At 77.1% G+C, this 1,093-nt stretch carries 1 protein-coding gene; it reads left to right on the top strand.

Annotated features, from left to right (window positions below):
- The coding region (locus tag HMPREF0731_RS21555; RefSeq protein ID WP_007006365.1) for an ATP-binding cassette domain-containing protein at nucleotides 1-1,093 on the top strand (1,093 nt) is incomplete at both ends.

Raw genomic sequence — 1,093 nt, 5'->3', positions numbered from 1 at the left:
GGGCGGGTTGCGGGCCAAGGCGCTGGCGGCGCTGGCCGCGCGCTCGCCGCTCGATGCCACCCGCCCCGCCTCCGGCACCGCCGCCAGCGTGCTGGCCGAGCAGGCGGACGCGGTGCTGCCCTATCTGCTGCGCTTCCGCGCCGCGCGGCTGCGCGCCACGCTGCTGCCGCCGCTGATCGTCCTGGCCATCCTGCCCTTCTCCTGGCTGGCGGCGCTGGCGCTGCTGCTGGCGGCGCCGCTGATCCCGCTCTTCATGGCGCTGATCGGCTGGCGCGCCCAGGCGGCTTCCGAGGCGCAGATGCTCGAACTCGGCGGCATGAACGGTTTTCTGCTGGACCGGCTGCGCGGCCTGTCCAGCATCCGCGCGCTCGGCGCCGTGGAGGCCACCGCGACCCGGCTGCGCGCCCAGGCCGAGAGCCTGCGCGCCCGCACCATGGCGGTGCTGCGCATCGCCTTCCTCTCCTCGACGGTGCTGGAGCTGTTCTCGGCGCTCGGCGTCGCGCTGGTCGCCGTCTATATCGGCTTCCACCTGCTGGGGCAGGCCGCGCCCGGCGCCTGGGGCGGGCGGCTCTCGCTCGGCGAGGGGCTGTTCATCCTGCTGCTGGCCCCGGCTTTCTTCGAGCCGCTGCGCGAGATGTGCGCCGCCTGGCACGACCGCGCCGCCGGCGAGGCCGCGCTGACCGCGCTGGAGCGGCTGGCGGAAGACGCGGCGCCGCTGCCCGCCGCCCTGGTGCCGGCCCCGGCCCTGGCCCCGGCGCCACCCTCCGCCCTTTCGGCCGAGGGGCTGGTGTTCCGCCATGCCGGCGCTGGCGTGCCGGCGCTCTCCGGCCTCTCCCTCGACATCGCGGCGGGCGAGCATGTCGCCCTGCTGGGGCCGAGCGGGGCGGGCAAATCCACCCTGCTGGCGCTGCTGGCCGGGCTGGCCGTGCCGGAGCAGGGCGTGGTGCGCCTGGACGGCGCGCCGATGGATGAGGCGCAGGCCGCCGGCCTGCGCCGCCGCATCGCCTGGGTCGGGCAGCGGCCGCATCTCTTCGCCGGCTCGCTGCGCGCCAATGTCACCCTCGGCCGCCCCGAGATCGGCGGCGAGGCGGCG

The sequence above is a fragment of the Pseudoroseomonas cervicalis ATCC 49957 genome (assembly GCF_000164635.1).
Classification (GTDB): Bacteria; Pseudomonadota; Alphaproteobacteria; order Acetobacterales; family Acetobacteraceae; genus Pseudoroseomonas; species Pseudoroseomonas cervicalis.
This window is presented reverse-complemented; position numbering and strand designations above follow the sequence as displayed.